Source organism: Enterobacter sp. E14S, assembly GCF_055666685.1.
Genome location: NZ_JBVODQ010000002.1, coordinates 469,391 through 495,898, shown reverse-complemented (window position 1 = coordinate 495,898; position 26,508 = coordinate 469,391). Strand labels below are relative to the sequence as shown.

At 54.9% G+C, this 26,508-nt stretch carries 23 protein-coding genes; all 23 read right to left on the bottom strand.

Annotated elements, in window-relative coordinates; all coding sequences use genetic code 11:
* Window positions 1–59: 59 nt before the first annotated feature.
* The 23 genes from rfbB to ACZ6J2_RS07325 all read right to left on the bottom strand — a co-directional run bounded on the left by rfbB (window position 60) and on the right by ACZ6J2_RS07325 (window position 26,284).
* The gene (gene rfbB / locus ACZ6J2_RS07435) at window positions 60–1,145 is read right to left on the bottom strand and encodes a dTDP-glucose 4,6-dehydratase (protein ID WP_421141651.1); all 1,086 of its coding nucleotides are present in this window, start codon (window positions 1,143–1,145) and stop codon (window positions 60–62) included.
* A gap of 351 nt (window positions 1,146–1,496) precedes the next feature.
* Window positions 1,497–2,393 carry a GalU regulator GalF gene (gene galF, locus ACZ6J2_RS07430; RefSeq protein WP_032641615.1) on the bottom strand — a complete coding sequence of 299 codons (897 nt, stop codon included), beginning with the start codon at window positions 2,391–2,393 and terminating at the stop codon, window positions 1,497–1,499.
* Window positions 2,394–2,608: 215 nt separating this feature from the next.
* Window positions 2,609–3,604: an NAD-dependent epimerase/dehydratase family protein gene (locus ACZ6J2_RS07425; RefSeq protein ID WP_421141652.1), complete on the bottom strand. Its 996-nt coding sequence runs from the start codon at window positions 3,602–3,604 to the stop codon at window positions 2,609–2,611.
* A gap of 182 nt (window positions 3,605–3,786) precedes the next feature.
* Entirely contained in the window at window positions 3,787–5,184 is a 1,398-nt protein-coding gene (wcaM, locus tag ACZ6J2_RS07420) for a colanic acid biosynthesis protein WcaM (protein WP_421141653.1), read from the bottom strand.
* A 12-nt stretch (window positions 5,185–5,196) separates the two neighbouring features.
* Window positions 5,197–6,417, bottom strand: coding sequence for a colanic acid biosynthesis glycosyltransferase WcaL (gene wcaL / locus ACZ6J2_RS07415; protein ID WP_471725298.1), 1,221 nt, complete (start codon window positions 6,415–6,417; stop codon window positions 5,197–5,199).
* Window positions 6,414–7,694 (bottom strand): colanic acid biosynthesis pyruvyl transferase WcaK, encoded by a 1,281-nt coding sequence (wcaK, locus tag ACZ6J2_RS07410; RefSeq protein WP_471725297.1) that lies wholly within the window; start codon window positions 7,692–7,694, stop codon window positions 6,414–6,416. The genes wcaL and wcaK overlap by 4 nt, the downstream gene beginning before the upstream one ends.
* Window positions 7,695–7,711: 17 nt before the next feature.
* Complete coding sequence (gene wzxC / locus ACZ6J2_RS07405; RefSeq protein WP_039262643.1) at window positions 7,712–9,190, bottom strand: colanic acid undecaprenyl disphosphate flippase WzxC; 1,479 nt, start codon at window positions 9,188–9,190, stop codon at window positions 7,712–7,714.
* A 1-nt stretch (window position 9,191) separates the two neighbouring features.
* Window positions 9,192–10,586, bottom strand: a complete 1,395-nt coding sequence (wcaJ, locus tag ACZ6J2_RS07400) for an undecaprenyl-phosphate glucose phosphotransferase (RefSeq protein WP_033145973.1) — start codon at window positions 10,584–10,586, stop codon at window positions 9,192–9,194.
* A 46-nt stretch (window positions 10,587–10,632) separates the two neighbouring features.
* Window positions 10,633–12,003, bottom strand: a complete 1,371-nt coding sequence (gene cpsG, locus ACZ6J2_RS07395; protein WP_023312395.1) for a colanic acid biosynthesis phosphomannomutase CpsG — start codon at window positions 12,001–12,003, stop codon at window positions 10,633–10,635.
* A gap of 111 nt (window positions 12,004–12,114) precedes the next feature.
* Window positions 12,115–13,551, bottom strand: a complete 1,437-nt coding sequence (gene cpsB, locus ACZ6J2_RS07390) for a mannose-1-phosphate guanyltransferase (RefSeq protein ID WP_421141657.1) — start codon at window positions 13,549–13,551, stop codon at window positions 12,115–12,117.
* A gap of 3 nt (window positions 13,552–13,554) precedes the next feature.
* A complete protein-coding gene (gene wcaI, locus ACZ6J2_RS07385; RefSeq protein ID WP_471725296.1) occupies window positions 13,555–14,778 on the bottom strand; it encodes a colanic acid biosynthesis fucosyltransferase WcaI in 1,224 nt (407 codons plus the stop codon).
* Window positions 14,775–15,254 (bottom strand): GDP-mannose mannosyl hydrolase, encoded by a 480-nt coding sequence (locus tag ACZ6J2_RS07380; protein ID WP_471725295.1) that lies wholly within the window; start codon window positions 15,252–15,254, stop codon window positions 14,775–14,777. Before ACZ6J2_RS07380 ends, wcaI begins: the two co-directional genes overlap by 4 nt.
* Before the next feature lie 2 nt (window positions 15,255–15,256).
* Window positions 15,257–16,222 carry a GDP-L-fucose synthase gene (gene fcl, locus ACZ6J2_RS07375; protein ID WP_013097874.1) on the bottom strand — a complete coding sequence of 322 codons (966 nt, stop codon included), beginning with the start codon at window positions 16,220–16,222 and terminating at the stop codon, window positions 15,257–15,259.
* Window positions 16,223–16,224: 2 nt separating this feature from the next.
* A complete protein-coding gene (gmd, locus tag ACZ6J2_RS07370) occupies window positions 16,225–17,346 on the bottom strand; it encodes a GDP-mannose 4,6-dehydratase (RefSeq protein WP_014884502.1) in 1,122 nt (373 codons plus the stop codon).
* Between the two features lie 24 nt (window positions 17,347–17,370).
* The gene (wcaF, locus tag ACZ6J2_RS07365; protein ID WP_126330698.1) at window positions 17,371–17,919 is read right to left on the bottom strand and encodes a colanic acid biosynthesis acetyltransferase WcaF; all 549 of its coding nucleotides are present in this window, start codon (window positions 17,917–17,919) and stop codon (window positions 17,371–17,373) included.
* Window positions 17,920–17,934: 15 nt separating this feature from the next.
* Window positions 17,935–18,681, bottom strand: a complete 747-nt coding sequence (gene wcaE, locus ACZ6J2_RS07360; protein WP_033145980.1) for a colanic acid biosynthesis glycosyltransferase WcaE — start codon at window positions 18,679–18,681, stop codon at window positions 17,935–17,937.
* Window positions 18,682–18,697: 16 nt separating this feature from the next.
* The gene (wcaD, locus tag ACZ6J2_RS07355) at window positions 18,698–19,918 is read right to left on the bottom strand and encodes a colanic acid polymerase WcaD (protein WP_471725364.1); all 1,221 of its coding nucleotides are present in this window, start codon (window positions 19,916–19,918) and stop codon (window positions 18,698–18,700) included.
* The gene (wcaC, locus tag ACZ6J2_RS07350; RefSeq protein ID WP_471725294.1) at window positions 19,893–21,110 is read right to left on the bottom strand and encodes a colanic acid biosynthesis glycosyltransferase WcaC; all 1,218 of its coding nucleotides are present in this window, start codon (window positions 21,108–21,110) and stop codon (window positions 19,893–19,895) included. The genes wcaD and wcaC overlap by 26 nt, the downstream gene beginning before the upstream one ends.
* Complete coding sequence (wcaB, locus tag ACZ6J2_RS07345) at window positions 21,107–21,598, bottom strand: colanic acid biosynthesis acetyltransferase WcaB (protein WP_471725293.1); 492 nt, start codon at window positions 21,596–21,598, stop codon at window positions 21,107–21,109. Before wcaB ends, wcaC begins: the two co-directional genes overlap by 4 nt.
* A complete protein-coding gene (gene wcaA / locus ACZ6J2_RS07340) occupies window positions 21,598–22,440 on the bottom strand; it encodes a colanic acid biosynthesis glycosyltransferase WcaA (RefSeq protein ID WP_023312403.1) in 843 nt (280 codons plus the stop codon). The genes wcaB and wcaA overlap by 1 nt, the downstream gene beginning before the upstream one ends.
* Window positions 22,441–22,529: 89 nt before the next feature.
* Window positions 22,530–24,692, bottom strand: a complete 2,163-nt coding sequence (gene wzc / locus ACZ6J2_RS07335; protein ID WP_331395196.1) for a tyrosine-protein kinase Wzc — start codon at window positions 24,690–24,692, stop codon at window positions 22,530–22,532.
* 2 nt (window positions 24,693–24,694) lie between these two features.
* Window positions 24,695–25,138, bottom strand: coding sequence for a low molecular weight protein-tyrosine-phosphatase Wzb (gene wzb, locus ACZ6J2_RS07330; RefSeq protein ID WP_023312405.1), 444 nt, complete (start codon window positions 25,136–25,138; stop codon window positions 24,695–24,697).
* 6 nt (window positions 25,139–25,144) lie between these two features.
* Window positions 25,145–26,284: a polysaccharide export protein gene (locus tag ACZ6J2_RS07325; protein WP_014170829.1), complete on the bottom strand. Its 1,140-nt coding sequence runs from the start codon at window positions 26,282–26,284 to the stop codon at window positions 25,145–25,147.
* Window positions 26,285–26,508 lie beyond the last annotated feature (224 nt).

Sequence of the window (26,508 nt, the reverse complement as noted above, 5' to 3'; positions counted from 1 at the left end):
GTCACCTCTTAAGGGTAAATTTAATATTTTTTATTTTGTTGACAATGAACGTATCTAACTCAGTTTCTGTCATTATAATTCTTAGCAATCCAAGATTGATAACTCCCTGTTTTCACATTATCAATCCATTGCTGATTACACAGATACCATTCCACCGTTTTGCGGATCCCACTTTCAAAGGTCTCGAGCGGCTTCCAACCCAACGTCTGGCTAATCTTCTCAGCATCAATGGCATAACGGCGGTCATGACCCGGACGGTCAGTCACATAGGTGATTTGATCGCGGTAAGACCCCACCTTCGGCACAATCTCATCAAGCAGGTCGCAAATCGTTTGTACCACTTCCAGGTTCTGCTTCTCGTTATGGCCACCAATGTTGTACGTTTCACCCGGTTTCCCCTGAGTGACAACGGTGTAGAGCGCGCGCGCGTGATCTTCTACATATAGCCAGTCACGGATTTGATCGCCCTTGCCGTAAATAGGCAGAGCTTTACCGTCCAGCGCATTCAAAATAACGAGCGGGATCAACTTTTCCGGGAAATGGTACGGGCCATAGTTATTCGAACAGTTGGTGACGATAGTCGGGAAACCGTAGGTACGCAGCCAGGCACGAACGAGATGGTCGCTCGAGGCTTTCGACGCTGAGTATGGGCTGCTAGGTGCATACGCAGTAGTTTCAGTGAAGAGTGGCAGCTCAGCTGATGCGGGGTGCTCATCAGGATGCGGTAAATCACCATACACTTCGTCGGTTGAGATGTGGTGAAAGCGAAACGCTTTCTTCGCCTGCTCATCCAACGTTGACCAATATGCTCGTGCGGCTTCCAGCAGCACATAAGTGCCGACGATATTGGTTTCGATAAACGCAGCCGGGCCGGTAATAGAACGATCGACGTGACTTTCAGCAGCCAGGTGCATAACCGCATCAGGCTTATGTTCTGCGAAGATACGATCCATTGCATTTTTGTCACAAATATCCGCATGCTCAAAAACATATCGATCGCTGTCGCTGACTTCACTAAGCGACTCAAGGTTGCCGGCATAGGTCAGCTTATCCACATTGACGACGTCGTCCTGGGTATTTTTAATAATATGTCGTACAACCGCTGAGCCGATAAAGCCGGCTCCGCCCGTCACAAGAATTTTCACGTTATCTGTTCCGTCTGTTGGAAATGTCTGGATATTTACGCTCTGAATCCGATCGGTTTTGACGGTTTCAGAAATTGAGCACGCTACCGCCCCTGGCTTAACAGCTACCAGTGCACTGAGCGATGTCTGATTGAATGATTTTTCTTGTCTGGATCCAGACAAAAAACTGGCGTTAATTGTCGTCCTAAACGACCTCAGAAACAAGCACAAATCGCTACAAAGCGATCCCGATTTAAACCCTATAACTCTATGTAATCATAGGATTAATAATAAAAAACGGCAGTCATCATTTTGGCTAGATTCAATACACCAAAATAATGACTGCCGCTTGTTCAAGACGTTGCAGCAATATCAGTCGTTTGCGAGCAACTTCTCAATACGGGTTCTGAACTTCGCCCCTTCCTTCAGGTTGCGCAGCCCATAGTTCACGAACGCCTGCATATACCCCATTTTCTTACCGCAGTCGTAGCTGTCGCCGGTCATCAGCATCGCGTCAACAGACTGCTTCTTCGCCAGTTCGGCAATCGCGTCGGTCAGCTGGATACGATCCCAGGCGCCTGGCTCGGTTTTTTCCAGTTCCGCCCAGATATCGGCGTTCAGAACATAACGGCCAACCGCCATCAGGTCCGAATCCAGCGTCTGTGGCTGATCCGGTTTTTCGATGAACTCAACGATGCGGCTCACCTGCCCTTCCGTCTCCAGCGCTTCTTTGGTCTGAATTACGGAGTACTCAGAAAGATCGCCCTTCATGCGTTTTGCCAGCACCTGGCTACGACCGGTTTCATTGAAACGCGCCACCATTGCCGCTAGGTTATAACGCAGCGGATCGGCAGAAGCGGTATCGATGATAATATCCGGAAGAACAACAATGAATGGGTTATCACCCACAACCGGACGAGCACACAGGATAGAATGCCCCAGACCCAGCGGCTGCGCCTGACGGACGTTCATGATGGTCACACCCGGCGGACAAATAGACTGCACTTCCGCCAGCAGCTGGCGTTTGACGCGCTGCTCAAGCAACGCTTCAAGTTCGTAAGAGGTGTCGAAGTGGTTTTCTACCGCATTCTTGGACGAGTGCGTAACCAGGACGATTTCTTTGATCCCTGCAGCAACAATCTCATCGACAATGTACTGAATCATTGGCTTGTCGACGATCGGCAGCATCTCTTTAGGAATGGCTTTTGTGGCTGGCAGCATATGCATGCCCAGGCCTGCTACCGGAATGACTGCTTTCAAATTGATCATTATCTCTTCCACCTTAATATGGTTGACGAAGTATAAACTGTGTCAGGAAAAATGCCTGAAGAAGAAAGTCTACTCCGTCGAATGCAAATCACGTTTGGCTCAGAACTCTGATTACTTAAGCTCATTACGCTATAAGTGTGACCCAGAATCGTCGGAAACCCTACCAATAAAGAAGAGGAAAAACGTGTTTCCGACAAATCCCAGATCGTCAGTTGCTACTCAGAAACAAACGTGATGTCATCTTTCTTCTCATGCACGAACTCGTACTTCAACGTACGGTCCAGTCCCTGAGATAGGGTATAAGGTGCTTTAAAACCTGAGGTGTGCACTTTAGTGGCATCAAACTGAGTGGTGGCACAGAATTTTTTTACACGTACGGAACTAATCGCATACTTCTTACCGGTCACTTTGCTAAGAATATCAAAGCAATAACCGCCAAGCATTCCTAAAGGATAAGGGAGATGAACTGAGGGGATTTTTTTGCTGAGGCTCTTTTCAACCTCCGCAACTAATTGATTCATATTCAGATCGGGTTTATCGACATAGTTGTAGACGTCGTAGCCAGGGTTAGCGTTGCTCAATCTGAATTTGATAAACTCAACAATATTACCCACATAAGCCATAGACTTATAGTTGGTTCCGGCGCCCACCATTGCGAATTTTCCACCCGAAATTTGCTTCAGAAGATTGTAGACATTGCCACGATTGCGTTCACCAAAAATGACCGTTGGACGAATAATGGTCAGAGATCGTTCTTCAGGCGCTTTGTTGAACCATTCGCGCAGTACCTCTTCCGCCTGCCACTTACTTTTACCGTAGTGGTTGAAAGGATCATGCGGGTGAGATTCGTCAGGATTGACTTTATTGAGACCATAAACAGCAACGGAACTGGTAAAAATAATATTCTTAACATTATTTTTTTCCATAGCTGCCAGTACATTGCGTGTACCCTGAACGTTTACATCATAGTAGAGCGACGTTGGGCTGACATCATCGCGATGCTCAGCGGCGAGTAATACCACTGTGTCGAAACCTGCAAGAGCGTGATCGAGTTGCTCCTGATTGCGCACATCTCCGGAAACAGTAATGTCAGGATAGAAATGACTTTGCTGCTTGTCGAAGTTGGTTACATTAAACTCAGCCTTAGAAATCTCGATCAAACGAGTCCCAACGAAACCGGACGCGCCAATAAACAAAACTTTATCGTTCATAAACCACTCAGTGCGTTATGTGTGTTTTGCAAACCTCCGGTAATCTCTGTATTCCCTGAGGTATCGCTAATGATAAGACAGAACTGACGAAAAGATGGCACGGATTATAAACCCTAAAATCGCTGAGTTCAGTAACAAATTTTAGGGATTACCGCGCACTCAATGAGATGTGACCCCACGACTTACTTTCTGGAGGAAGGAAGCGCAAAGTTAAGCCTTTCCACATTCACCACCTGCTGGTCGACCCGGTCAATATCGACCGAGCTTTGCCCCTTCTCATTCACTGCTTTTATGTTCGCCAGCGACAGCAACGTCTCATCTTTCGCCATGAATTTACCCCGCACATCCTTGCGCAGGTCGAAGTTAATCTTCAGGGCGGGCCCCACAGCGGCTTCCTGCATCACATTGATGTTGCGTAAGAAAAGATGCTGCGGCTTGTTGTGCAGTTCCAGCGTCGCCCGCTGCATCTCCACGTTGGTTATCGCCACAAACGAGGTGGCGTTACCGGATGAAATCTGTATTCCGCGCAATTTATAGGCAAGCTGGCGGTTATCGAGATGAATATTGTTGAGCTTGAAGTTCTGCGGGATGGACAAATAATCGCCTTTTATCACCCCATAGCCGATTAACATTCCGGCACTGTTCACCATATCGACATTATCAATAATGAAATTATCACAGCCATAGATGGCCACCGTGGCGTTGTCTATTCCCGCCTTTTTACTGAAGTCAGGAGTAATATTTTTGGCCTTAATATTGCGAATAACAAAATGCTTACCGTTTTCAACGTGCACCAGCTGGCGACAGTTGCTGCCGGTGATGTTTGCCACCACGAAGTTCTTGACGGTTTGCTTCTCCGGATAGTCGTTATCGTAGGTGCTGCCGGCGAGGCCAATGCCGATGCCCCAGTTGATCTTGCCGTTGGTGCAGTTGATGTTGTCGATGACATGATCGGAGATCAGGATATTGCGATCGTTGATGGCGACGTTCCACTCGATCGCATCCCCCTGGAGATGGCTAAATTTACTGTTGGTGATGCGGGCACCGTCCACCTGGTTGTGGAAACCCTGGCGCAGGATGGCGTAGTTGGCCTGGCTTACGCTGATGTTATCAATCAGCAGGTTGCGCATCACGCTCGGTTTCTTGCCGCCGATGTAGATCTGCGTCACCGGGCCAAAACCGCTCATGGCCAGCCCTTTGATAACGCAGTCAGATCCGCGAACGTCGAGCGTGATGTTCTCCGTGCGGCCAGCACCTTCGCCTATCACTTTGCTGCCTTCCTGCAGAACAAAGCGGCCGCGCCCGTTGCCGGTTAACGCCCCGCGGATCAGCAGCGTTTTACCGTCGGGAATGAAAATACCCGTATTGATGTTTTCGCAGGTGAGCCCGGCAGGGACAACGACGGTGTCGCCGTCATTAAACGCCTGCTTAAAGGCGGCGATCCAGTCGTTGTTATTGTACTGATTAACAGAGACCGTTCTTCCGGCTGCCGCCCGCGCAATGCGAGACGACAGCAGCGGCGTGGCCGCCAGAACGGAGAGAGAAGAGACAAAGGTGCGTCGGGTAATCTTTTTCAGCATACATCCTCGGCGTTACAACGTTTGCAGCAGGCTCGCTAACTGGCGGTTAATCACCTGCTGGTTAAAATCGGCTTCCACTTTTTGTCGTGCATTATGAAGCACGGGCTCCAGCGCCTGCTGGTCGATGTCGCTGAAGGCAGCTAATCGGTCCGCAAGGGCCATCGCGTTATTCTCCGGCACCAGCCAGCCGGAATGGTCGGACTTAATCAGCTCCGGGATCCCGCTGTGCAGGGTCGATACCACCGGAATACCTACGGCCATCGCCTCCATCAGCGCCACCGGAATGCCTTCCATATCGCCATCGGCGCCCGTCACTGAAGGCAGCAGAAAGACATCCGCCTCGTCGAGCATGGCCTTGACCTCGTGGCTCGGCTTGAAGCCCGGCATTTCTACGACATCCTCCAGCTGATACTGTTCGATAAGCGTGCGCAGACGACGCTCCCAGGGCCCAATGCCGAGAATGCGATAGTGGAAATCCACACCGCGCGCTTTCAGCTGGCGGCAGGCTTCGATGGCCACATGGAGGCCTTTCTTCTCGGTCAGGCGAGCAACGGAGATGATCTGCAGCGGTTTTCCCGGCACCTTGACAGGACGGCGGGTAAAGCGCGTTAAATCCACGCCCATGCGCGAAACGGCAATTTTCTCTCCCGGGCAGCCCATGTTTTTCAGGCGTCCGGCCCACAGTTCGCTGATCGGCAGCATCATGTCGCCACGCCGGAAAAGCTGCTGGTATTCCGGCGTGTAGTGGTTCAGCACTTCGCGGCTGGAGATATCGATACCGTGGAAGATGGTCGCAATTTTACCGTCAATCACGCCCAGCTCGCGCAGCTTCGCGGCGGTGACGCCCGCCGGGCCAAAGTGGGCGATAAACACGTCGGCACGATACGGCTGCGCGGTTTGCCCGCAGATGGCCGACAGGATCAGATTGCGGGATTCGGCCCCATAGCGGGAAACATTCAGCGCCCGCCAGGTCGACGCGCGGTGGATCCCACGCAAGGTCTGGCTGGCCCGGTGGCGCAGCTTATTCAGTTTCCCGGACGGCTCATCCTGCAGCCAGCGGGTTTTCGCCTCCAGGCCATACTGGGTATACGTCGCATGGGTATTTTTGGTATCGCCCTTTTGCAGGGCGATAATCTCCACGTCATATCCCATATCGATAAACGCGGTGATTTGGTTCAGGACAAACGTTTCAGACGACAGCGGAAATTTCAGTAAGAAGAAACCAACCTTCATTTCCCCTCCCGTACGCGGTCAAGTACCGATTTCACCATCCCAATGCCCTTCTCGCGCTCGGCTTTCACCGCCACAGCCAGGCGTTCATTGATCGCAGGCAGCTGGCCGAGCGTGTCGCCCACCATGGCACCCAGCGAACCATCCAGCAGATGACGGATATCCACGGCCATTTCCGGCATACCGAGCTGTTGCATGATGCCTGCTGATTTGTGTTCGTAGTTGATGGCAATGGCCGGCGTGCCAAAGTTCATGGAGATAATGGCGGAGTGCAGGCGCGTGCCGACGGTCAGGTCGCAGGCGGAGAGCAGCTTTCCCATCTCCAGGTCGTTCAGTTCGTCCATCACCACGTGGTAGCGGGACGGATCGTTCACCAGGCTGCGCAGGTTCAGCGCCACCATACGGTCGTCTTTGTTGTAGCTGTCGATGCCGGTGCAGGTTGAGAGCGCCAGCACCTGGTACCCGCTGTCCAGCACGCGGTTCACCACGTCGGCGAAGGCTTTCTCGTACGCTGCCTGGGTCGTGCCTAAACGCTTATCGAAGGGCGCCAGCTCGCGCAGGGTAATCGCGACGGTTTTCTGTTTCACCGCCACGTCGAGCCAGTGCTGCACCGCGTAGCTCGGCTGGAAGCTTTCGTCCTGGTGATCCACCAGCCACGCGGTGTCCACGCCGTGCTCAACTTTTGAGGTGTCAATTTCGCTGCGCTTCATCATGTCGAGGCTGACCGACTCGCGCAGGATCAGCGCGTCGCAGTGGCCGAACACGTAGTTTGCAAGCTGGTTAAACTGCGGATCCTGGAATGGCCCGACGCTGTGGCCAATCATAAACAGCGGCTTTTTCGCCATAAAGGTGCAGAGCGCATGCTCAAACTGCGGCACGCCGTAGAGATCGACGAAGAACGAACCGCCCACCTGGATAATGGCGTCGTAGCCGGACAGCAGACGGACAAAATCGGTAAAGCCCTGCGCGATAGCGATGTTGCGCAGCTTGCCGGTATCGGTCACACGGGAAAGCAGCACCTGGTGCTGGTAGCGACGGCGCAGCACTTTCTTCACGCGGCCCATCACGCCCGCGGCGTTGTTATGCTGTTTCATCTGGCTGTAGAGCGGGTCGCCCATCACCGGGCGGTTCAGTAACCAGGATGAGCTGACCGGATAACGGCTCATCACGTCCACTTCGGTCTCAGGCTTAAGGGTGTTAATTGCATCCAGTAAACCGCGCAGGATGGCGCTGTCGCCACGGTTGCCGCAGGTATGGTTGCCAAGAATTAATAATTTCATAATGGCCTCTTAAATAACTAGCCTGCGCGAAGCAGCGTTTTCATTTTTTCGTTACGGCAAAACTGGCGCTTCATCTCCACCACCAGCGCATTGCGTGACAGCACAATCATCACGCCAAATGCCAGCGCGCCCGCGGCAACCTGTACCGCCAGCAGCGCGGCCAGCGGCAGATGACCGCTGAGGATGATGCCCAGGCCGTAGCTCACCGCCAGGGTCGGCAACGAGAGATAGAACGGCAGCCACAGGCTCAGGATGTACTGACGGTAGCTGGAGCCCAGCACCGGCTTGATCATGATGAAGTAGCTCAGAACGGTATTGATTATCTGCACCAGCAGGAAGCCCAGCGTGACGCCGATGGCGCCCGCCATATGCCCGCCGACGATAATCGCCGGAATAAACAGGAAAGTTTTGAACACGTTGAACTTAAAGCTAATGTCGACGCGCGCTTTTGCCATCAGCAGGGAACCAATCGGATTCCCCACGGAGCGCAGGAGCCCCACCACGCACAGCAGCTGCAGGATCGGGATGATGCCGTTCCACTTCTCGCCAAACACCAGCGGCACGAAGTTGCTGGAAACCACCATCAGCCCCAGCAGCACCGGGAAGTTAATGATCCCCACCACGGAAAGCAGCTTGTAGAAGTTAACGCGCAGCTTCTCGGTGTCGTCCTGGATCTTGGCGAAGGCCGGGAACAGCACGCGGGTGATTATCGGGTTCAGCTTCATCGGCGGCACCACCGCGACGTTGTAGGCCAGGTTGTAGCCCCCCGCCACGCTCGCGCCAAGAATACGCGCCAGCACCAGCGTCGACAGGTTGGTATTCACATAGTTGATAATGCTGTCCGCCGTCAGCCACGCGCCAAAGCGCAGGTTGGACGAGACGGATGCGAGAGAGAAATGCAGCCCGGGACGGTAGATCTTGCGGCCAAAGTAGCCGAACAGCAGCGTACGCACGGCAGAGTTAACCAGGTATCCGAGGATAGCGGTCATCGCCAGCGGCCAGAAATGGGCGCTCACCACGGTGAAGGTAAAGCCCGCCAGCACCGCGCTGGTCTCGATCATGCCAATCTTGTTGAACTCCAGCTCTTTCTGCATCAGCGCGCGGAACTGCTGCCCGTGAGGGATCACCACAAAGGCAAACGACAGCGTGCGCATCAGCGGAGCCAGATCCGGGTTATGCAGCACGCTGGCGATAGTGTCGCTCAGCAGGAACACCAGCACGAACACGAAAATCCCCAGCCCCACGTTCAGCCAGTAGAGCGTGGTCAGCTCAAGATGGCTGATCTCTTTGCGCTGGATTATCGAGTTGGCGATACCAAAATCAGACAGCGTATCGGCCAGCGCGATAATCACCAGCGAGACGGTCAGCAGGCCGAACTGGTGATTATCAATAATGCGCGCCAGCACGGTCATCTGCACCAGACCGAGGCCAATGATGACGATGGTCGCCATCGCTGACCACTTCGCCCCGCTGATGGTTTTTTCACGTAAGCTCATCTTAGTACGCCGCTTTGTTCACGAAACCTTTGAAGATGGTCAGAAAAACAATCTTGATATCGAACCAGATACTCCATTCGCGGATGTATTCCAGATCGAATTCGATACGTTTTTCCATTTTTTCCAGCGTGTCGGTTTCGCCGCGCCAGCCGTTGATCTGCGCCCAGCCGGTAATGCCCGGCTTCACCTTATGGCGCAGCATGTAGCCTTCAATCAGCGAGCGGTACTGCTCGTTGTGCGCCACCGCGTGCGGACGCGGGCCAACAATCGACATGCCGCCGGTGAAGACGTTGATAAACTGCGGCAGTTCATCCAGCGAGGTGCGGCGCAGGAAGTTCCCCACGCGGGTGACGCGCGGATCGTTCTGCGTTGCCTGGGTCACCACCTTGTCGTTTTCCATCACCTTCATGGAACGGAATTTCCACACCATAATCGGCTTACCGTCCATACCGTAGCGGGTCTGGCGGAAGATAACCGGGCCGGGAGAGCTCAGCTTCACCGCGAGGGCAATGCAGCACAGCACCGGGGAGATGAGCAGTAAAATCAGCGAAGAGAGCACAATATCTTCCGCGCGCTTCAGCACGCGGTTAATGCCCGACAGCGGGGTGTCGTACAGCGGTACCACCGGCACGCCGTTAACTTCTTCAATGCGTGAATGAAGGATGTTGAAGGTAAAGACGTCCGGGATCAGGATCACCGAACAGGTGGTGTCCGCCAGCTCGCGCATCAGTTGCTTAATGCGAGATTCGTCTCTCATCTGCATGGCGATGTAGACGTTGTGAATTTTACCGGCTTTCGCGTCTTCAATAAGCTGTTCGTAATTGCCCGCCCAGTCCGACGGCACGCCGCCCGGCTTCGCGTCGTGATAAATCCCGACCACTTCAAACCCTAACCACGGCTCTTTGCGGAAGCTGTCGAGCAGGACCTTACCAACCGGCAGATCGCCCGCTACCGCAACGAAGCGACGGTTATAACCGCGGTTACGCAGCCAGCCCGCGCCGAAGCGGATCAGGGAACGGCACACCACCATGCCGACGCTGGTAATCAAATACCAGCAGAGATAGGTGACGAGGCGATTATCAAAATCATGGCTGAAGGCCACCAGGCCTGCGCTGAAGATCAGGCTCAGGGTCCAGTTCTGCAGCAACAGCATCAGTTCGGTGGTCATTTTCACGCCGCGCCACGAGCGGTAGAAATCGGTCATCCCGCCGATCATCTGAAACACGACCAGCGCAATGAGTGCCATCAGCAGATGCATATATAAGAACGGCAACCCGCCGATCCGACACACCGCCCACAATCCACCGACCATGATGGTGATATCAGAAAAACGCTGCACCATAGAGATTAACGATGCATTCGTTCTCGCTCGTTCGCGTTTTTTTAGATTCGTCATCGTTGTTCCTGTATTCGGTTCCCCCTCCCGCCGGGAGGGGCAATTGTTACTGATTCAACAGCGCCAGAATGTCCTTCGTTCGGGCTTCCATCAGCGCCGTGTCAGCACGGGACTCCACGTTCAGGCGCACCACCGGCTCGGTGTTGGACGAGCGCAGGTTAAAGCGCCACTGCGGGAACGCCATGCTGATGCCGTCCGTACGGTCAATTTCCAGCGCGTGGATCGCAAAGTGCTGCTCCACGCGGGCAATGGCCTCGGCCGGCTGCGCCAGCTTGCTGTTGATCTCCCCGCTCGCCGGGAACGCCGCCATGCGGTCGCGCACCAGCTCGCCCAGCGTCTGCCCCTTCAGGCACAGCAGCTCGGTCACCAGCAGCCACGGGATCATCCCGCTGTCGCAGTAGGCAAAATCACGGAAGTAGTGGTGGGCGCTCATCTCGCCGCCGTAAATGGCGTCTTCTTCGCGCATACGCTCTTTGATGAAGGCGTGGCCGGTTTTGGACATCACCGGCGTGCCGCCCGCCGCTGACACCACATCGACGGTGTTCCAGGAAAGGCGCGGGTCATGAATGATTTTCGCGCCCGGGTTTTTCTCGAGGAACGCTTCCGCCAGCAGGCCGACAATGTAGTAGCCCTCGATGAACTGCCCTTTCTCGTCGAACAGGAAGCAGCGGTCGAAGTCACCGTCAAAGGCGATGCCCATGTCCGCGCCGTGCTCAATCACCGCGTTGCGGGTGTCGTCGCGGCACTCCGGCAGCAGCGGGTTAGGAATACCGTTCGGGAAATTGCCGTCCGGGGTGTTGTGCACCTTGACGAAGGTCACCGGCACGTTCAGCGCCTTAAAGCGGGCTTCCAGCGCATCGACAACCGGACCGGCCGCGCCGTTACCGGAGTTGATGACCAGCTTCAGCGGCTTGAGGTTCGCCACGTTGATGTAGCCCAGCAGGTGGTCGATGTACTCTTTCTGCAGGTTGATTTTTTTGTAGCTGCCGCGCTTCGCGTCGTTCACCGGCGGGAAGTCGTTGGCTTCCGCCAGGCGCTGCACGTCGCGCAGGCCGGTGTCGCCGCTGATAGGACGGGCGCCCTTGCGCACCAGCTTCATCCCGTTGTAGTCCATCGGGTTGTGGCTGGCCGTCACTTCGATACCGCCGTCCACGCCCAGGTGGAAGGTGGCAAAGTAAATTTCCTCGGTCCCGGAAAGGCCGATATCCAGCACGTCCACGCCCGCGTCCTGCAGCCCTTTCGCCAGGGCCAGCTTGAGGGATTCGCTGGTCAGACGCACGTCGCCGCCCAGCACGATGGTCTGCGGTTTTAAATATTCGCCGTACGCGCGGCCAATGCGCCACGCGATGTCTTCATTCAGCTCTTCGCCCAGCTTGCCGCGAATATCGTAGGCTTTAAAACAGGTTAATTTTTCCATGATGACCCCTTTTTCAGGCAACAGTCGGCCCTGACCACTTAATGGCCAAATTGATTTTTTTGTCATTCGCAGGCCCGGTAAGCGCAGCGCCACCGGGCATAATGCAGAGTGCTACACCCGCCCGTAGCGGTCCTGGAAGCGCACGATATCGTCCTCTTCCAGATACGAGCCGGAGCGCACCTCAATTAAGTCGAGAGGAATTTTCCCCGGGTTCTCCAGACAGTGCGTCGCCCCCAGCGGAATATAAATGGACTCGTTTTCACCCAGCAGTTTGACTTCACCGTCGATAGTGACTTTAGCGGTACCCGCAACCACCACCCAGTGCTCGGCGCGGTGATGGTGCATCTGCACCGACAGCCCCTCGCCCGGCTTCACGGTGATGCGTTTCACCTGGTAGCGATCACCGGAGTCAATGGAGTCATATTTCCCCCACGGACGGTAGACTTCACGGTGAATATGGTGCTCGTGACGGCCATCGGCCTTAATTTGTTCAACCACTTTTTTAACGTCCTGCACGGCGTTACGGTCGGCAATCAGCACGGCGTCCTTGGTCTGGACAACCACCAGATCCTTCACCCCGACCGTGGTCACCAGGCCGGACTCGGCGTAGACGTAGCTGTTTTCCGTTTTGTGGCTAATAACATCGCCGTGGTGGACGTTACCCTCCGGGGTATGGGCGCTGATCTCCCACAGGGAGGACCAGGAGCCGACATCGCTCCAGCCCGCATCCATCGGTACCACGACGGCGTCCGCCGTACGTTCCATCACCGCATAGTCAATGGACTCTTCCGGGCAGGCGAGGAACGCCTCTTCATCCACGCGGATGAAGTCGAGATCCGGGTCCACCACCGCCATCGCTTTCTCGCAGGCGTTCAGAATATCCGGGCGGTATTTGCGCAGCTCTTCCAGGTAGCGTCCGGCACGGAACAGGAACATCCCGCTGTTCCAGTAATATTCACCGCTGGCGACATACGCCTGCGCGGTTTCCAGATTCGGTTTTTCAACAAACTGCGCCACGTCAAACGCCACGCTGTCGCCTTCACCCGGCGTCACGCTGCCGCGACGAATATAGCCATAGCCGGTTTCCGGCAGATCCGGCACGATGCCGAAGGTCACCAGCTTGCCGCTCTCGGCGTAAGGGATCGCCGCACGCACCGCGTCGCGGAAGGCGTCTTCCTGCTGAATAACGTGATCTGCCGCCAGGACCAGCATCAGCGGGTCACAGTTCGGGCTGCTGCGTTTTGCCGCCAGGGCCGCCAGGGCGATCGCGGGCGCGGTGTTGCGTCCGGCAGGCTCCAGGATGATGTTTTCGGTGAGCTTATTCAGCTGGCGCAGCTGCTCGGCAACAATAAAGCGGTGCTGTTCGTTACAAATCACCACCGGGCTTTCACACTCCACGCCGTGCAGACGGTTTACCGTCGTCTGCAGCATGGTGAGATCCCCTTTCAGGCAGAGGAACTGTTTTGGATAGAGCACGCGGGACAGCGGCCACAACCGGCTACCAGAGCCACCAGCCATCACAACCGGATACAAAGTGGTTTGACTCATGATTTATCCCCGTATATCTGCAATAAATTGGCTCAGCACGTTCTCTTTCTCGAGCGTGCGTTCGGCATATTCACGTGCCACCGTGTTCACTTTTGGCATGGCAAGTGCCTGCTCAATTCCGGTTACCAGCGCCGGGACCGATTCCGGCTCCACGCACACTGCAATTCCCGGATAGCTGTCGCACAGCTGGCCTAATTCTGTTTCGGCTTCTGCCGTGATCACCGCGTTACCGCCCACTGCCAGAATGTTGGTCAGCTTGGACGGCAGCACCGCGTCCGCGGCGCCGCGTTTTTGGACCACCAGATGGCAGTCGCCCATCTTCAGCAGCGCAGGCAATGTCTCGTAAGACTGAAGCGGGAAAAATTTCACGTTGGTCAGGCCGCGTTCCCCGGCCATTTTTTCCAGCCGCGCCTTTCCACCGCCCTGCCCGACAATCACAAACGTCCACGGATGTTCACTCAGCAGCTGGGCCGCTTCAATCACGCTCTCCAGCCCCTGCTTTTCGCCGATGTTGCCTGAGTAAAGAATGATTTTTTGATCTTCAGGCAAACCGAGCTGCGCGCGCAGGGCATGAGCGTCCTGCTCAGTCACATCGCGAAAACGCGCCACTTCGGACCAGTTCGGGAAGAAGATCACCTTCTCTGCCGGAACGCCCTTCTCCTGCGCCTTATTCATCATCGAGCGCGAGATAGTCGAGACGTAATCCACGTTGTGCAGGCCGCTGCGCTCAAACGCGCTGGCGAGCTTCGCCACCTTGCCGCCCTTGCTTTTGCCTGCCATCCCCAGGCCCAGCATGGCGTCAACTTCATAATCCTGAATGTGCAGCAGGGTGCGCGCGCCGGAGAGTTTGCCCAGCAGGCGCATGCCTGGCGTGCAAAACAGCGTTGGCACCACGCCGATAATGCGATCCGGCTTCCAGCGACGCTGCGCCATCAGCGGGAAGAAGCTGCTCAGAGCAAAGCTGCCCAGATGAAGTAACCGCTTAAGCGTTGAGGGCTGCTTAGGCACATACAGCGGGCAGCGCCAGACGGTCGCTGCGCCCTCTTCGCGACGGTAGCGCCAGCTTGAGTAGCGCTCCCCGACTTTCCACTCCGGGTAGTACGGCGGCGCGGTAATGACCCGCACGTCATGTCCCTGGCTCGCCATCCACTCGACCATCTCGCCGGTGTATTTACCAATGCCGGTTAATTCCGGCGAGTAGTTGATTCCGTATACGAGGATCTTCATATGCCCGGCACCTCGGCCTGACGTTCAGCCAGGAAATAGGCACGACTGTTGTCATGCACATTGTCGCTGGCAAGCAGCGCCTCTGGCGTCTGCCAGCGGTAATCGTCATGCTGAGAATCAGGCAGACGCAGGTCTGCCTCACTCACCTTCAGGCGGAACCCCAGCACGATGTAGTGCGTGGTGAACCCGGTGCCTGAAAAATTATCGTCATAGAAGTGCTGCCAGACCCCGTAAAACTGGCCCGCTGCCATCGGCAGCTGCAGGCCCAGTTCCGCCAGAGCGAGACGCTCAAACGCATCGCTGAGCCGCTCATCCTTCTGCACGCGCCCGCCGGGCACGAACCAGAAGCCCTGTGCAGGACGGTTGGTTCGTTTCCCCAGCAAGAACTCGCCGCGTTCGTTCTCCACGATCAAATCAATTGAGATGAGCGGAGTCGAACGCACTACCGTGGCAAAATCTTCCTGACTTAAAAACATCGTTACCCCCGGAAGCGGTGCTGGTTTTCCAGGAACCACTGGTAGGTACTGGCCAGCCCCTGCTCCAGTGACACCTCGTGATACCAGCCCAGCTGATGCAGACGGGTCACGTCCAGCAGCTTGCGCGGCGTGCCGTCCGGTTTCGTCGCGTCAAACACCACGCGGCCTTTGTAGCCCACTACCTGCGCGATGGTTTGTGCCAGCTCGCGAATGGTGCAGTCCACGCCGGTACCAACGTTGATGTGCGACAGCATCGGCTCGGTGTTCTCCTGCCACACCTCGCGATCCAGCTCCATCACGTGAATGCTGGCGGCAGCCATGTCGTCCACGTGCAGGAATTCACGCATCGGCGTACCGCTGCCCCACACCACCACGTCCGGCGCGTTCTCGGCGGTCGCCTCGTGGAAGCGGCGCAGCAGCGCCGGGATCACGTGCGAGTTGCTCGGGTGGAAGTTGTCGTGCGGTCCGTACAGGTTGGTCGGCATCACCGAACGATAGTCGCGGTTGTACTGACGGTTATAGGACTCGCACAGCTTGATCCCGGCAATCTTGGCAATCGCGTACGGCTCGTTGGTTGCTTCAAGCGTGCCCTGCAGCAGTTCGCTCTCGGCGATCGGCTGTTTCGCCATTTTCGGGTAAATACAGGACGATCCGAGGAACAGCAGCTTATTCACGTTGTGCAGATGCGCGGCGTGAATGATGTTGCTCTCGATCATCATGTTTTCGTAGATGAAATCCGCCGGGTAGGTGTTGTTAGCGACAATGCCGCCCACCTTCGCCGCCGCCAGATACACCTGGTCAATGCGTTCGTTAGCAAAGAAGTCCTGTACCGCACGGCTGTCGAGCAGGTTCAGCTCGTCGCGCGTGCGGACAACCACTTCCACGTCACCGCGCTGTTCGAGCTGGCGAACAATCGCGGAACCCACCATTCCGCGATGACCGGCGACAAAAATACGTTGTTTTGTCATTCTCAGGACTCCAGCGCGATGGCAACCTCGTAGCCATGAGACTTGAGCAGGGAGTGTTTTTTCGCTGCTTCAAGATCTTTAGCTACCATCTCGGAAACCATTTCCTGCAGAGTGATTTCTGGTTTCCAGCCCAGCTTCTCGTGCGCTTTGGTTGGGTCGCCCAGCAGGGTTTCCACTTCAGCAGGACGGAAGTAGCGCGGGTCAACCTGGACAATCACGTCGCCTGGCTTCACGCCCGGCGCGTCGTGACCGGTTACGGAAACCACGATACCTTTCTCTTCCACGCCGGTACCTTCGAAGCGCAGTTTGATGCCCAGCTGTGCCGCGGCCATTTCAACGAACTGACGTACGGAGTACTGCACGCCGGTCGCAATCACGAAGTCTTCTGGCTGTTCCTGCTGCAGCATCATCCACTGCATTTTCACGTAGTCTTTGGCATGGCCCCAGTCACGCAGGGAATCCATGTTGCCGAGGTGCAGGCAAGACTCCAGACCCTGCGCGATGTTGGCGATAGCGCGGGTGATTTTGCGGGTCACGAAGGTTTCGCCGCGACGCGGAGATTCGTGGTTGAACAGAATGCCGTTACAGGCGTACATGCCGTAGGATTCACGGTAGTTCACGGTGATCCAGTAGGCGTACAGTTTTGCTACCGCATACGGAGAGCGCGGGTAGAACGGCGTGGTCTCTTTCTGTGGGATTTCCTGCACCAGGCCGTACAGCTCGGAAGTGGATGCCTGGTAGAAGCGAGTTTTCTTCTCAAGGCCGAGGAAGCGGATTGCTTCCAGCAGACGCAGCGTACCCATGGCATCAACGTCAGCGGTGTATTCCGGGGATTCGAAGGAGACCGCTACGTGGCTCATCGCGCCCAGGTTGTAGACTTCATCCGGCTGTACTTCCTGCAGGATACGGGTCAGGTTGGAGGTATCGGTCAGGTCGCCGTAGTGCAGGTGGAATTTCGGGTTCGCCGCGTGAGGATCCTGATAAATATGATCCACACGTTCGGTGTTGAAAGAAGACGCACGACGTTTAATACCGTGCACTTCATACCCTTTTTCCAGCAGGAACTCTGCCAGGTAAGAACCATCCTGCCCGGTAACGCCGGTGATGAGAGCGACTTTAGACATGTTTATATTCCTCTACTTATGAATTTAATCAGTTTCAACGCGTTCGCGTATCACCACTGCGGGGTTGCCACGGCAAATTTTATTTGCCGGTAGCGATTTAAAAACGCTGCTGCGGGCACCGACTACCGTGCCATCGCCAACAGAAACACCCGGTGCAACAAAAACATCCGTTGCCAGCCAGCATTTTTCGCCAATCACAACAGGCGAAGCGGTAATATCAAAATGCTGACTCATAAAGTCGTGGCTGCCGGTGCACAAATAACATTTCTGTGAAACCACCGAATTTGCGCCAATCGTAATTTCGCCAAGGGTATATAACACCGCGTCATCCCCAACCCATGCGTAATCCCCCAGCGTTAATTTCCACGGATAGGTAATTTTCACAGAAGGTCGGATGACTACGTTTTTTCCGATTTTTGCGCCAAACAGGCGCAATAAAAAGGCTCGCCAGCGGTACATTATTTGCGGCGACCAGGCAAATAATGTTGCCTGAACGGCCCACCACAGCTGTACCTTAATACCGTTCCCGCCCCGAAAACCTTTCGGCACGGAGAAACCTTTTAAATCCTGCATTGCGTTTCCTTATATTCAGGCTTTGTTATATAAGGTTTTCGTTTTGCCTGTGGTACGTAGGCGTAATAAATAGGACAATTCCGCCCAGAACCCCGGCACGCGTAATATTTTACGCTGTACGTTTTTGGCGTCCTGGCACAATTCCAGATTATTAGACGTTGACACGCCGCCCATTGAGAATTCAGACACCAGCCCTTTAATTCGACGGAACGGGTAACCTGATTTATACAGGCTGGCTGCCAGCGCATAATCGGAAGACACTTTATACTGCAAATCGTAAGGCTGTTTTTTCAGACCTTTTACCGGGAAGAAAATAGCCTGATGGCTGGCCGGCAGGCTGTGGTAGATATACCAGCCTGGCTTCGCGCTGCGGCACACTTTATGTCCGTCGCCAAAATCGAGCAGCGCATCGCCAATATACATGGCGTCCTCTTTCTGGCGAGCCAGCTGACGGGCAAACAGCGCCACGTCTTCATGGAAAATATCGCCCGAGTTCAGGAAGATGGCATAACGGCCTTGCGCCATGTTGATGCCTTTATTCATCGCATCATAGATGCCTTTATCTTTCTCGCTGATGTAGCGTAAGTTGAACTCACCGTTGAGTTTTTCCAGAAACTCCGCCGTGCCATCGTTCGAGCCGCCGTCGACCACAATCCACTCAAAGGTGAGGCTTGGATCGCGCGCCAGGTTGCGCAGCGAGCGCCAGGTTTTTACCACCCCTTCGTAATTACGAAAAGCGACAGTAATGACGCTAAGAAACATAAATCACCTCATTTCGTCATACGTTCGTAATATTAAGCGCCTTGCGCAGAATAAACGGACAGACAATCAAGAAAGCATATTCCGGGCTAAATATTGACCCGGTAAAAAACAGCGACACCGGAGTAAACAGATAAAGCTGAACGCGAAAGTTCTGGTTATCACCAAACGCGTTAATCATCATTTTGAAAACTTTAAACAGATACCACAGGGTCAACAGTACGGCGAACCACGAAAAATAAATAATTAACAGATACAGACCATTGTCTATGGTTTTACCGACATCCGCACCGTTAAAGATTCCGAATGATGCAACATATTCGTAAAGTGAGCCGAATCTTACTACCCCATCAATATGGGTTAAGGAATAACCCACCATCACCAGTGGCCCAATGATGCGATAATAGGACGAAGACCCTTCCGTTCCCAAATCACCCAGACGTTCTGAGATGTACGGGAAGGCAAATATCACGCCTACCATAAATACCGTCAGAGAGATAATCGCCAGCGGCATTTTTTTCTTAATCGCATCTTTGTTCAGGTACTGGAACGCCCACTCCAGCAGGTAAAACAGGATAAATGTCATTACCCCTGAGAACGATCCAGACAGAACAATTCCTGCAAGAATCATAGCATCGGTCTTAGGCGTTTTGATACCAAACTGTTTGATGCTGAGCCAAATTGAGATTAACGCCAGAGCGAAAAACGCCGGTTCAAAATAGAGGGCCGTAGTACGCTTCCCGCCAAACTTGATGAAGTTCAATACATAGCTGTTACTGTAAATGAGATATTTCGAAATTATCTCCATCAGGCTGCTGCCGCCGGTGAGAATAATTTGCGCCATCTCCAGTGCGGCAAGCATAACAATTAACGCAACGGCAATATAAAAGAACCTAAGGATTTTCCGATAATTGTGCGGGGAAATAGTTTTAAACCGAATACTCCAGACCATTCCGATAATAATAACAATATAAACAAACAGCATGGTCGACGTGACGTATTTACTGGCATCCAGCGACTGGCCAAAGATGTAGTTAAACAGCGTCAGGCCCGTGCCCAGCCCTAAGGCAATCATCAGCTTCTTGAGGTTGATTTTATCGACATACAGCAGAAGCAGAACGGGCAAGAAGGTTACGATGGTTATCGGGAAGCTTTCGCCGAGCTGGGCAATTTTGACGTTGACCAGCAGGTAAATCAGCGGCAGCAGCAGATAACTACAGATTCTGATAGAACGAGACATATTCCTCCAGCATCTGTTGTCCACTGTAGGCCTTGCGGCTGCGGTTGCGGAACGATTCCAGGTCAGTGCCAAAAACGATCTCAGCAATCTGCGCCTTCGGCAGCTGTACCAGCGGCAGGACCTCCTGCTCCGTGAAGGTTTTCCCGCCGGACTTTTCCAGCACTTCGCGCGCCGCATCGCTGTGGGTGGCAATCACCGGCACGCCGATAGAGAGCGCCTCGCAGAGGATCAGCGGGTAGTTATCCACGCGGGAGCTGAACACCAGCGCGTCCATTTCATTCAGCGCGCTCATCAGCTTGCGCTTGTCGGTTTCAAACCCGTGGTTCACCACGTTGGTCCCTTCGAACGGCGAAAACTTGCCGAAGGTGTGAAGCTCTATCCTGTCACCCAGCGCCATCATGTCGCGCACCAGCTGCTGGTTGGTCTTACCGTCGTAACGCAGGTCATGCGCAACGATAGCGATTTTCGGTTTGTCCGCGGTTTCGGCCACCGGGGTCAGCTCGGCAAGAATGGCTTCCGTCGCCACGTCGATGCCGTTGTTGATAATCTGACAGCGCCCTGCCCCGTACAGGCTGTTGAAGGCATCGGCCACGTGCTGGCTCGGGGAGATAAACGTACAGCCGAGCGAGAGCATGTCGCGGAACAGCTGACGCTTTCCGGCCACCAGCTGATGCGCGCGATCCACCTTCACCGGCGGGTAGTTGCTTAACGTCGGGCATTTCTGGCAGTTATCTTTCCAGCCTTCGCAGCCGTCGGTAAACGCGCAGCGTCCGGTCACGCTCCAGTGATCGTGCAGCGTCCAGACAAAGCGGGTGTCGGGCTTGTGGGCCTGCACCTTCTGACAAAACGCCACCACCTCTTCAAGATTCAGCCAGTAGCTGTGCAGCACGTGAAAATGCAGCACAACCGGGCCCGCGGTGCGGGTAACCGTGCGATAAAGATTGTTCAGGTTGCCAAACAGATCGCGGTTAAACAGACGGAACAGCGCAATGTTGGCAATCGAGGTCAGACGCGGCGTATGCTTGTGCACCTGCGGGAAATTATCGTGGCTGACGCTTTTCTTGCCGCCTTTGCCGTAGCCGTAAATAAACCGAGACTGAAGTCCTTTTTGCAGCGCGCGCTGGTGCAGATCCAGGGCCACGCCTGCCGCTCCGCCTTCTGCGAGGCGTACGTTAAATTGCAGAATGTTCATTTAATCACCTTCACGCGGGCTTTTTCCCCCACCACCAGCGCGTTATCCGGAATGCTGTCCAGCACCACGCTGCCAGCACCAATCGTGACGTTATTACCAATCGTAATGTCACCGACGATCACCACGTTCGCGCCCAGCTCGACGTTATTGCCGATGACCGGGCAGGCCAGGCTGTCAGGCCCGCGGTTGCCAATGGTGACCGCATGACGAATGGTGAAATCATCGCCGACGACCACAAACTTGTTGATCACCACCGCATAGCCGTGATGGATGGTAAAGCGGCGGCCAATGGTCGCAGCGGCCTGAATTTCATAGCCAAAAAAGCATTCGGTGATGATGCGGTACAGCACCAGCACGGGCGCCGCCCAGATATTGTTCAGCACGTTTTTCTTACGCCACACCGAGCAAAAGTGCGCGATGCGGTACGCCAGAACCATGCAGCACGGACGCAGGCTCCAGCTGTTAGCGCGGCAATCTTCCAGAAACATTATTTCCCCCGAAGCCCGTCAGCCAGGCGCTTGCCGTTACGCACGGACAGCAGCGTCAGCAGCGTGCGCCAGTTCATGCGCTTATTGCGGATCTGATAGAGGGTAAAGAGCTGATATTTACGGCTGGCACGGTCAAACTTGTCCTTGTGCTTGCGGTAAAAATGGAAGTAGCCGGAGAACTTCTTCGGCGAGGAGGTGATTTGCATCTCCCCGTGGTTGATATGCAGGATCTGCGTGGCCTCTTCCACTTTCCACGGCTCGCCATACTCCACCACCATGCGCAGGAAGATGTCGTAATCCTGCGCGGCCTTAAGTTCGGTATCGAACAGGCACTCTTTGAAGCGCCACGCCCAGGTGAAGACCTGGTTACCAATAATGTTGCGCTTGTAGAACAGGCGGCGAGAATACGGCGATTTCGGGTACAGCGGCAGACTCGCGGGCTGCGAGTAAACCTCGCCCTGGCAGACATAGTCGTTGGCATACAGGAAAGCGTGCGTGACCAGCTGTTCTTTATGCGACAGGAAGATAGACAGGCGGTTCGGCGTCCATTCGTCATCGTCGTCGATCCCGGTCAGATACTGCCCTTTGGCCTGCATAATCGCCTGATTACGCACCGCACATGCGCCGGAGTTAATGGCGTTATGCGTATAGACCACCCGCGGGTCGTTGAGGTCAGTCACAAACTTTTGCAGCTGTTCATACGAGGAAGAGCAGTCATCAACGATGATCAGCTCCCAGTTATCGTAATCCTGTCGCAGGACGGATTTGATTGCGCGGATCGCCAGCTGCTGACGATTCCATGTCGGCATATAGATTGAAACTAAAGGGCGTTGTGTGGTCATGGTCTTCCCCTTATCCCTCACCCCGCTCCTCTCCCGGAGGGAGAAAGCTGCTCTCCCCTCTGGGGAGAGGGTTAGGGTGAGGGGGATTTTTATTTGCTGTCAGATTTATATTCGTACTCGTAATAGCCGTAATCCTGGTACCCGGTCGCGCGGCGGAAGATGGAGTTCAGGATCACCCCTTTCACCTCAATACCGTTCTGCTCGAAGCGGCTCAGGCTGGTTTCCACCTCTTTCAGGGTGTTGACCGCGTAACGCGCCACCATCAGGGTGGTGCCAGCGTGGCGGCCAACAACCGCTGCGTCGGTCACGGCCAGAATTGGCGGCGTATCGATCAGCACCAGGTCGTAATTTTTGCTCGCCCACTCGATCAGCTGGGTGAAGCGTTCGCTCATCAGCAGCTCGGACGGGTTAGGCGGCACCTGACCGCGCGGGATCAGGTCAAATTTCGGCACCGTTGTGGGTTTCGCGCTCTGGCTGATTTCACCTTTGCCGAGCAGGATTTCCGACAGACCGTTCACGTTGTTGGTGCCCAGCAGTTCGTGGGTGTAGCCCTTACGCATATCGCAGTCGATCAGCAGCACGCGCTTGTTGGTCTGGCTGACCACCGCCGCCAGGTTGGCGCAGACGAAGGTTTTACCGATTGACGGACTCACGCCGGTTAACATCAGGACGTTGTTTTTGGCCTGCATCATGGCGAAGTGCAGACTGGTACGCAGGCTACGGATCGCTTCGATGGCGAGGTCGGTCGGGTTACCCACCGCCAGAAGCTGGCTCTGTTTGTAACGCTTGACGCCCTTGATGGTTTTGACGCTGTCGCGGGATTTTTGCCACTCAGACAGTGGAATGCTGGCATAGACGTTGATACCGCTCTCTTCCAGCACCTGCGGGCTTTCGATACCGCGGTTGAATAGCGAACGCAGCAGCACGCCCACGATGGAGAGCATCAGGCCGAGAATAATGCTGCCGAGAATAATCAGCGCTTTCTTCGGCTTCAGCACGCCAGGCTGGGTAATGGCCGGGTCGACGATGCGCACGTCACCGACGGTACTGGCTTCGGTGATTTTCAGCTCCTGCTGCTTGTTCAGCAGCTGCATGTAAACCTGCTGTCCGGACTCCACGTCTCGGGTCAGACGCACGATCTCCTGCTGCGTTTTCGGCATCGCGGTCACGCGGTCATTGAGCTTCGCCTTCTCCTCTTCCAGCGTACGGCGCTTCTCCAGCAGCGTGCGGTAGGCCGGGTGGCGCTTGGTATAAAGCTTGGAAATCTCCGCCTCTTTGAAGGTCAGCTCGTTGAGCTGCGCATCAATGTTGACCATCGAATCGAGGACCGATTTCGCCTCCAAAGGCAGGTCAACGGAGTCTTTATCCTGACGATAGGCGTTCAGCTTGTTCTCGGCATCATCCAGATGGGCGCGCACTTCCGGGAGCTGTTTCGCGAGGAAAGCCAGGCTTTTCGCCGCTTCCGCCGACTTACGCTCAACGTTCTGCTCAAGATAGTTGCGGGTAATGCTGTTCAGGATGTCGCGGATTTGATCCTTATCTTCACCGGTAAAAGTCATGCTCAGCACGCCGGTGTCCTTACCGTTTTCGGTGACGGTCAGGTTGTTTTGCAGATTGTTGATCATCCCCAGGGTGGAGAATTTGGTGACGGTGAATTCGCCGCCCTCCTGAGCGTTAATCGCGCTGACCATCATGCTGACGCCGTCTTTGGTCAGCATCTGCCCCACTTCGCCGCGGGCGCTAAAGCCTGCGTCACTGGTTAGCTGATACTGTTTCGGGCCAAGCACCGTCAGGGTAAACGTCTGATCGGCCGCCCCTTTCGGCAGCACGAAGTCAGTGACTTTCACCGTGTCGTTGTTGCGCCCCATCAGCCGATCCCAGCCGGCACCAAAGACTGGGAAGGTATTTTTGGTGACGGAGATATCGAGCCCGAGGTCGTGAACCGTTTTACCCAGCACCAGGCGTGACTGGATGAGCTGAATTTCGGCGTCGGATGCCGGCGGCTTGTTCGCCAGCGCGGAACCAATGTCCTGCACCAGCGAGTTGCCGGTATTCTGCTCGATCTGCACCAGCGCGTCGGCGCTGTAGATAGGGGTGGCGAACAGCGTATAGACGACGGCCGCCGCGGCGAACACGGCGGTAATGCCCAGCACCCACCACTTTGCCTCTACAACAGTGCCGACCAGGCGCCCAATATCAATTTCATCACTGCCCGAAGTCGGGGCGGCAGAAGGTCTTGTTTTTTCTGTCATTGTTATCCCTGCTGAACTTTCAGTGCCTGCGCCCACTGTTGGGCAGACTGGTCAAGTAAGGTGTAAACCGCCTCAAAGGCCTCATGGCTTTTGCGATACGGATCGGGGATTTCACGTTCATTGTCCCAGTGACCAAACAGCATCACCTTGCCGCGCATCTCCGGAGCGATATCGCACAGCGCATGAATATGGCGTTTTTCCATCGTCAGGATCAGGTCATACTCCCGGCACATGCGGCCAGTGACCTGGCGGGCCACGTGGCCGTCGAGAGAGAGGTGATGATCCCGCGCCACGCTCGTTGCGCGCTCATCGGCACCTTTACCGACCAGTGCACCCAGCCCGGCCGAATCAACGGTCAGTTCGGGCTGGTAGTGTTTCAACAACCGTTCAGCCGTAGGGGAACGGCAAATGTTCCCCACGCATACCACCAGAATTTTGTTAAACATCGCGGATTACCAGGTATGAATGTCGCGCGCCGTATCCGTCATGTAGCGAACGCCACTGATGGTTGGCAGCAACTGGTTGATCAGACGGTTCCAGCGGGCAACCGGCGCGGTGGTGACATACACCACATCGTATGGCTGGAGACGGAACTCCGTTGCCATCACCAGAGAGGTCGCATCGGACATATCCAGCTGGTAGATGTTGGCAATCTTGCCTTTCGCACTGCCCTCACCTTTCAGCGGACGGATAACGAAGATACCGGTCGCGTTAGAGGTCGTCAGATCGATACCCTCAGCATTGCCCAGCGCTTCGGTCAGCGTCATACCGCTGAAGTCCATTTTGAGGGTGCTCTGTTTCTTCACTTCACCCATCACGAAGACTTTCAGATCGTCATTGCGCGGCACGTAGAGAATGTCGCCCGGATAGAGCAGGCGGTTCTGGGTCAGATCGCCGTTTTGCATCAGCGCCTGCAGCGAAATACGCTGCTCCTTCCCGTTGTGGGTGAGCACGACGTTGCGCCAGTCGGCGCCGTCGGTTAACCCGCCCGCGGCGTTGATGGCATCCAGTACGGTCAGAGGAACGTTGGTGATGGCCTGCTGGCCGGATTTGTTCACCTGGCCGGAGATATAGGCTTTTTGCGAGCGGAATGCGGCGATATTAACGTCCACCTGCGGATCGGCGATGTACTGCGCTAAGCGGCCGGTAATATCACTACGGATCTCGGCAAGCGTTTTCCCTGCAACATGGACTTTACCAATGTAGGGATAGAACATGGTGCCATCTGACTGTACCCAGTTACCGGTGTCGCTTGAGCTACGGTACTGGCCCGCTGGCGTGGTCAGTTCAGGGTGGTCCCAGACGGTCACGTTGATCACGTCACCCGGCCCCACGCGATACTGGTAGGACGCAATTTCCTGGTCCAGCGACATATTCGGCTGGGCAACATTCGGACGTGGACGTAATTGTTCGACCAGACGAGGCGTAAGTGGATAAACATTCACCATTTTGTCGAGATCAAAATCGGCATCCTGTTGCTTGATCACATCCTTACCCATTGTTGACATATTGCTGCCGGGAAAGACCGTGCAACCACTCATCAAGGTCACAGACACCAATAATGGCATCAATTTCATTTTGGATTTCATCATTGATTATTTATCACTTTGGCAGAGTAATTATCCTGTGCAATTTAAATAAGCTCGAGTCGTATTGGGTTTCAGCATGCAGTTAATCAAATAGAAATATAACTGGCATCAGTCCTAAAAAAAGCTTATTCATCCATTGGCTATTGACAGAATAATCGAGGCTGATTCACACGCTTTCAGGCACGCTACCGCCCTTGGCTTTCAGTTACCAATCCACTGACTAAACA

What these genes read in the sequence shown, in the direction of transcription:
- galF (WP_032641615.1), bottom strand. Translation starts at nt 2,393, where the DNA reads ATGATCAATTTGAAAGCAGTCATTCCGGTAGCAGGCCTGGGCATGCAT.
- ACZ6J2_RS07425 (WP_421141652.1), bottom strand. Translation starts at nt 3,604, where the DNA reads ATGAACGATAAAGTTTTGTTTATTGGCGCGTCCGGTTTCGTTGGGACT.
- wcaM (WP_421141653.1), bottom strand. Translation starts at nt 5,184, where the DNA reads ATGCTGAAAAAGATTACCCGACGCACCTTTGTCTCTTCTCTCTCCGTT.
- wcaL (WP_471725298.1), bottom strand. Translation starts at nt 6,417, where the DNA reads ATGAAGGTTGGTTTCTTCTTACTGAAATTTCCGCTGTCGTCTGAAACG.
- wcaK (WP_471725297.1), bottom strand. Translation starts at nt 7,694, where the DNA reads ATGAAATTATTAATTCTTGGCAACCATACCTGCGGCAACCGTGGCGAC.
- wzxC (WP_039262643.1), bottom strand. Translation starts at nt 9,190, where the DNA reads ATGAGCTTACGTGAAAAAACCATCAGCGGGGCGAAGTGGTCAGCGATG.
- wcaJ (WP_033145973.1), bottom strand. Translation starts at nt 10,586, where the DNA reads ATGACGAATCTAAAAAAACGCGAACGAGCGAGAACGAATGCATCGTTA.
- cpsG (WP_023312395.1), bottom strand. Translation starts at nt 12,003, where the DNA reads ATGGAAAAATTAACCTGTTTTAAAGCCTACGATATTCGCGGCAAGCTG.
- cpsB (WP_421141657.1), bottom strand. Translation starts at nt 13,551, where the DNA reads ATGAGTCAAACCACTTTGTATCCGGTTGTGATGGCTGGTGGCTCTGGT.
- wcaI (WP_471725296.1), bottom strand. Translation starts at nt 14,778, where the DNA reads ATGAAGATCCTCGTATACGGAATCAACTACTCGCCGGAATTAACCGGC.
- ACZ6J2_RS07380 (WP_471725295.1), bottom strand. Translation starts at nt 15,254, where the DNA reads ATGTTTTTAAGTCAGGAAGATTTTGCCACGGTAGTGCGTTCGACTCCG.
- fcl (WP_013097874.1), bottom strand. Translation starts at nt 16,222, where the DNA reads ATGACAAAACAACGTATTTTTGTCGCCGGTCATCGCGGAATGGTGGGT.
- gmd (WP_014884502.1), bottom strand. Translation starts at nt 17,346, where the DNA reads ATGTCTAAAGTCGCTCTCATCACCGGCGTTACCGGGCAGGATGGTTCT.
- wcaF (WP_126330698.1), bottom strand. Translation starts at nt 17,919, where the DNA reads ATGCAGGATTTAAAAGGTTTCTCCGTGCCGAAAGGTTTTCGGGGCGGG.
- wcaE (WP_033145980.1), bottom strand. Translation starts at nt 18,681, where the DNA reads ATGTTTCTTAGCGTCATTACTGTCGCTTTTCGTAATTACGAAGGGGTG.
- wcaD (WP_471725364.1), bottom strand. Translation starts at nt 19,918, where the DNA reads ATGTCTCGTTCTATCAGAATCTGTAGTTATCTGCTGCTGCCGCTGATT.
- wcaC (WP_471725294.1), bottom strand. Translation starts at nt 21,110, where the DNA reads ATGAACATTCTGCAATTTAACGTACGCCTCGCAGAAGGCGGAGCGGCA.
- wcaB (WP_471725293.1), bottom strand. Translation starts at nt 21,598, where the DNA reads ATGTTTCTGGAAGATTGCCGCGCTAACAGCTGGAGCCTGCGTCCGTGC.
- wcaA (WP_023312403.1), bottom strand. Translation starts at nt 22,440, where the DNA reads ATGACCACACAACGCCCTTTAGTTTCAATCTATATGCCGACATGGAAT.
- wzc (WP_331395196.1), bottom strand. Translation starts at nt 24,692, where the DNA reads ATGACAGAAAAAACAAGACCTTCTGCCGCCCCGACTTCGGGCAGTGAT.
- wzb (WP_023312405.1), bottom strand. Translation starts at nt 25,138, where the DNA reads ATGTTTAACAAAATTCTGGTGGTATGCGTGGGGAACATTTGCCGTTCC.
- ACZ6J2_RS07325 (WP_014170829.1), bottom strand. Translation starts at nt 26,284, where the DNA reads ATGATGAAATCCAAAATGAAATTGATGCCATTATTGGTGTCTGTGACC.